Source organism: Achromobacter sp. (assembly GCF_036567245.1).
Classification (GTDB): Bacteria; Pseudomonadota; Gammaproteobacteria; order Burkholderiales; family Burkholderiaceae_B; genus Achromobacter.
The window spans coordinates 1-5277 of sequence record NZ_DATCUY010000031.1 but is presented as its reverse complement, the minus strand read 5'-3'; the positions used below and the strand labels follow the sequence as shown (position 1 = coordinate 5277).

Annotated in this window: 4 protein-coding genes and 1 pseudogene; all 5 read right to left on the bottom strand. The window is 64.5% G+C overall.

Going from position 1 to position 5277, the window contains the following annotated elements; all coding sequences use genetic code 11:
* Positions 1-210 (bottom strand): annotated as a pseudogene (locus VIR09_RS01095) (L-seryl-tRNA(Sec) selenium transferase); the annotation flags it as partial.
* Position 211: 1 nt separating this feature from the next.
* Positions 212-1144: a formate dehydrogenase accessory protein FdhE gene (fdhE, locus tag VIR09_RS01090; RefSeq protein WP_332010923.1), complete on the bottom strand. Its 933-nt coding sequence runs from the start codon at positions 1142-1144 to the stop codon at positions 212-214.
* Positions 1145-1275: 131 nt separating this feature from the next.
* Positions 1276-1908, bottom strand: coding sequence for a formate dehydrogenase subunit gamma (locus VIR09_RS01085; RefSeq protein ID WP_332010921.1), 633 nt, complete (start codon positions 1906-1908; stop codon positions 1276-1278).
* Entirely contained in the window at positions 1901-2800 is a 900-nt protein-coding gene (gene fdxH, locus VIR09_RS01080) for a formate dehydrogenase subunit beta (RefSeq protein ID WP_013391078.1), read from the bottom strand. The genes VIR09_RS01085 and fdxH overlap by 8 nt, the downstream gene beginning before the upstream one ends.
* Before the next feature lie 10 nt (positions 2801-2810).
* On the bottom strand, positions 2811-5277 hold a 2467-nt coding region (fdnG, locus tag VIR09_RS01075), incomplete at its 5' end, for a formate dehydrogenase-N subunit alpha (RefSeq protein WP_332010917.1).

The following is a 5277-nucleotide window of genomic DNA, read 5'->3' as shown; positions in this document are numbered from 1 at the left end:
CACGGCGTCGGCATCAAGTTCCTGGCGCGGCAGCCCGCCGGCCAGCGCGCGTTCGCGCATGGCGTCCAGGTCGCGGCGCAGGGCCGCCACCACCTGGGTCCTGCCATGCTCATCCAGCGCGGCGTGCATGGCCGGCGCGTTCAGCAACCGGTCCAGGGAGGGAATGTCGGAGACTGCGGCCGCGCCGCCATCGGGCGTATGCGCAGCCATGCTATTCCTCCGATCCGTGCCACAGCAGCGGATTGCCGCTGGCCCGCGAATAACCCGCCTCGCCGACCAGCACGTCCAGCATCAGGCTGGCCAGGTCGTCGGCCACGGGCTCCACATGAAGGTCCTTGTCCTGGTAGAAGATCTTGCGATAGGTATGGCAGTGGTCGCAGGTTTCGGCCTTGATGGCGGGCGTGCGGCCTTCGATGGCCTGGTAGGCCACGGATTCCACGTCTTCGCAGTGCGAGCACTTCACCCGCACCATGTGCCATTGGGTCGCGCACAGGCTGCAGCACAGGTAACGGTAGCCTTCGAACTGCCCGCCCACGCGCACCACGCTGGCCACCGGCAGGCTGGCGCACACCGGGCAAACGCCGAAGGGACTGGCGACCGGCAGCTGCTTTTCGTCGAAACGGCTGGCCAGGTCGGTCCAATAGACTTGCAGGGCCGCCATCACGAAGGGCGCCACGGCGCCATCGACGCCCTGGTCCTGTTCGGACAATACGGCCTCGGCCAGGTCCTCCAGCGACTCCGGGCTCTCGGCCAGCGCGCGGCGCAAGCCGGCACAGACCTCGACGGCCTCGGCCGGCACGTCCTTGACGCCGGCCACGTGGTCTATCAGTTGGCCCAGTATGCCGCGCCACAGGGGATCGCGCGGCCAGCCCACCGCCTGCAAGGGCGGCATGCCATGGGCCTGCGCCAACGAAATGCGTTCTTCGGACGCTTCGGGCGCCGCGCAATCCTGCAAGGCGCGGTGCTGGGCGTCGACCAGATGCGCCATCAGCAGCAGGTAGTCGGCCACCGGGCTGTCGACTGCCAGCTGCCGTAGCCGGGCTGCGCGCGTGGCAAACACAGACCCGCGTTCCGGCAGGCTGACACGAGGGATGCGGTTATGGTCTAGCGCTTCGATCTCGCCGCGCGGAAGAATTCGCTGCACTTGCGTCTCCAGATAAAAAAACACGGCTGCCAGCCTTCAAGGGGAAGGATAGCAGCCGTTGGACTGGCGCGTGCGCGCCAGGAAGGGCAGGAAGCGCACGCAGTGCGCGCGCCGTGGGGGCCTTTTCCCCTTTATTTTCTGATTTGTTCCCGAAACCAGGCGCGGTGATGCTTCCACGCCCAACCCGCCGTCACATAGCCGCGCAGCATCGCGGTCAAGGAGCCCTTGACCCAGATGGCCGCGTAGATGTGCACGATGATGGAGCAGATCAGCACCAGCGCGCTGACGGCATGCAGCACCGAGGCGGCGCGGATGACCCAGATCGGGAAATAGAACGCAAAGTACTCGCGCCAGATCACGATGCCGCTGACGAACAGGCCCAGCATGCACAGGATCAGTACATAGAACAGCAGCTTCTGGCCGGCGTTGTACTTGCCGACTTCGGGCAGCTTTTCCTCGCGGTTCTCGACCACGTCGTTCAGTTGCCGCATCCACTGGCGATCCGCCTTAGTCATGAGGTTGTGCCGCCACATGTGGCCGGCGAACACGACGAAGCAGGCGAACATCACCACCCCGATGAAAGGATGCAGGATGCGCGTCCAGGGGCCGCCTCCGAACAGGTTGCTCAGCCAGTACATGGACGGGTGGAACAGCGCCAGCCCGGACAGCGCCAACAGGATGAACGTGAAGGCGATGATCCAGTGGTTGGTGCGCTCGCCCGGCGTATAGCGCTTGATGCGGCGGTAGTGGCGGTCTTCACTCATGGCGCACCTCCTCTTCGGCACGGCGTTCGTCTTCCTCGGACACCTCGTTGCGGCCAACGCGGGCATAGTGGAAGAAGCCCGCCAGCGCGGTCAGGGCCATCACGGCCACGCCGACAGGTTTGGACAGCCCCTTCCACAGCGAAACCATGGGGCTGATCTGCGGGTCCTTGGGCAGCCCGTGGTACAGCCCGGGCTGGTCGGCGTGATGCAGCACATACATGACGTGGGTGCCGCCCACGCCCTGCGGGTCATACAGGCCGGCCTTGTCGAAGCCGCGCGACTTGAGGTCGACGATCCGCTCCTCGGCGTGCTGCGTCATGTCTTCCTTGGTGCCGAAGACGATGGCACCGGTGGGACAGGCCTTGACACAGGCCGGCTCCTGGCCGACGGCCACGCGGTCGGAACACAGGGTGCACTTGTACGCCTTGTGGTCCTTCTTGGAGATGCGCGGCACGTTGAATGGACAGCCGGTGATGCAGTAGCCGCAGCCGATGCAGTTCTCTTCGTGGAAATCCACGATGCCGTTGGTGTACTGGATGATGGCGCCCGGCGAGGGACAGGCCTTCAGGCAGCCCGGGTCCTCGCAGTGCATGCAGCCGTCCTTGCGGATCAGCCATTCCAGGTCGCCCTGCGGATTCTCGTATTCGGAGAAGCGCATGACCGTCCAGGAATGCTCGGTCAGGTCGGCCGGATTGTCGTAGACGCCGACGTTGGTGCCGATCTCGTCGCGCAGATCGTTCCATTCCATACAGGCGCTTTGGCAAGCCTTGCAGCCGATGCACTTGGAGACGTCGATCAGCTTGGCCACCGAGCCCGTGATGGGCTCGCGGATGCCGGGCGGCGGCGTGGTGGTGGCGGAGCGCCGCTTGATGTCTAGGGATTGCATGGACATGACGGTCTCCTTAAGCCTTCTCGACCTGCACCAGGAACGACTTGAATTCCGGTGTCTGGGAATTCCCGTCGCCCACGAACGGCGTCAGGGTGTTGGTGAGGAAGCCGGGTTTGGCCAGGCCCACGAAGCCCCAGTGGATGGGAATGCCGACGTGATGCACCGTCTTGCCTTCGACGGTCAGCGCGCGCAGGCGCTTGGTGACCAGCGCCACCGCTTTGATGTAGCCGCGGTTGGACGACACCTTCACGCGCGAACCGTTGGCGATGCCCAATTCCTTGGCCAGCGCCTCGCCGATCTCCACGAACTGCTCCGGCTGGAGGATCGCGTTGATGCGCACGTGCTTGGTCCAGTAGTGGAAGTGCTCCGTCAGGCGGTAGGTCGTTGCCACGTAGGGGAACTTGTCCACCGTGCCCATCGCGGCCAGGTCGTCCTTGAAGACCCGCGCGGCAGGATTGCTGGTGACCCCCTTGGCCTTCGGATACAGCGGGTTGTAGCCCAGGGGCGTCTCGAAGGGTTCGTAGTGCTCGGGGAACGGCCCTTCGGCCATGCCGGCCCGCGCGAAGAAGCGCGCCACGCCCTCGGGGTTCATGATGAACGGCCCCATGCCGCCGTCGGGGTTCTCGTCGCCCTTGAAGTCGGGGATATCTGCGCCGGTCCAGAACTTGCCGTTCCACGAAACGAGGCTGCGGCGCGGATCGAATGGCTTGCCCGCCAGGTCACAGGACGCGCGGTTGTACAGGACGCGGCGGTTGGCCGGCCAGGCCCAGGCCCAGTTCAGGGTCTGCCCTATGCCGGTCGGATCGCTGTTGTCGCGCCGTGCCATCAGGTTGCCGCCGGGGCCCCAGGCGCCGGCGAAGATCCAACAGCCGCTGATGGTGGAGCCGTCGTCGCGCAGTTCCGCGAAGCCTGCCAGCTGCTCGCCGGCCTTGCGCGTCACCTTGGACGGGTCCTTGGGATCCGTCAGTTCCACCAGTGCCTTGCCCGTGTATTCCTTGGCCAGCTCTTCCGCAGTGGGATTCTGCGGATTGGAGTATGGCCAGGACAGGTTGACGATGGGGTCGGGGTACTTGCCGCCTTCGTCCTGGTACATCTTGCGCAGGCGCGTGAACAGCAGCGCCATGATCTCAATGTCGCTCTTGGCCTCGCCCGGAGGCTCGGCGCCCTTCCAGTGCCATTGCAGCCAGCGGCCGGAGTTCACCAGCGTGCCGTCTTCCTCGGCAAAACAGGTGGTCGGCAGGCGGAAGACCTCGGTCTGGATCTTGGACGAGTCCACATCGTTGGCTTCGCCCGCGTTGCGCCAGAACTCGGAGGTCTCGGTGACCAGCGGGTCCATGATGACCAGGAACTTCAGCTTGGCGAAACCGGCGTTCAGCTTGGCCTTGTTGGGCGCGGCGGCCAAGGGGTTGAAGCCTTGGGCGAGGTAGCCGTTCATCTTGCCCTGGAACATGAGCTCGTAGACCTGCAGCATGTCGTAGAGCTTGTCCAGCTTGGGCAGGTAATCGAACGCCCAGTTGTTTTCGGCCGTGGCGGACTTGCCCCACCAGGCCTTCATCAGGCTCACGTGGAACTTGCTGTAGTTCTGCCAATAGCTCAGCTGGTTGGGCCGCAAGGGCTTCTGCGTGCGCGACTCGATGTACTTGCCGTAGTCCTGTTCGGGCTCGTTGGGCAAGGTCATGTAGCCCGGCAGCAGGTTCGACATCAGGCCCAGGTCGGTCAGGCCCTGGATGTTCGAGTGCCCGCGCAGCGCGTTCATGCCGCCGCCGGCGATGCCGATGTTGCCCAGCAGCAACTGCACCATCGCGCCGGTGCGGATAATCTGCGAACCGATCGAGTGCTGCGTCCAGCCCAGTGCATAGAGGATGGTCGCGGCGCGGTTGGTGGTGGCGGTGGAAGCCAGCATCTCGCACACCTTCAGGAACTTGTCCTTGGGCGTGCCGCAGACGCGCTCGACCATGTCCTCGGTGTAGCGCGAATAGTGCTTCTTCAGCAGCTGGTAGACGCTGCGCGGGTGCGCCAGCGTCGGGTCGGTCTTGACGTAGCCGTCGTCGCCGCGCTCGTAATCCCAGCTGGCCTTGTCGTAGGTGCGCTTTTCGGCGTCGTAGCCGGAATACAGGCCTGCGTCGAACGCGAAGTCTTCGCGCACGATGAAGGAAAAGTCCGTGTAGTTGCGCACGTACTCGTGCTGGATCTTGTCGTTATCCAGCAGATACTTGATGACGCCGCCCAGGAAAATGATGTCGGTGCCGGTGCGTATGGGCGCGTAGAAGTCCGCCACGGATGCCGAGCGCGTGAAGCGCGGATCCACGACGATCAGCTTCGCCTTGTTATGGGCTTTTGCTTCCGTGACCCATTTGAACCCGCAAGGGTGGGCCTCGGCGGCATTGCCGCCCATGATCAGTACTACGTCCGCGTTCTTGATGTCGACCCAATGGTTCGTCATCGCTCCACGGCCAAACGTCGGGGCAAGACCTGCCACC

Excerpts from the sequence above, each read along its gene's own strand:
- VIR09_RS01085 (WP_332010921.1), bottom strand. The coding sequence starts at position 1,908 with ATGAGTGAAGACCGCCACTACCGCCGCATCAAGCGCTATACGCCGGGC.
- fdxH (WP_013391078.1), bottom strand. The coding sequence starts at position 2,800 with ATGTCCATGCAATCCCTAGACATCAAGCGGCGCTCCGCCACCACCACG.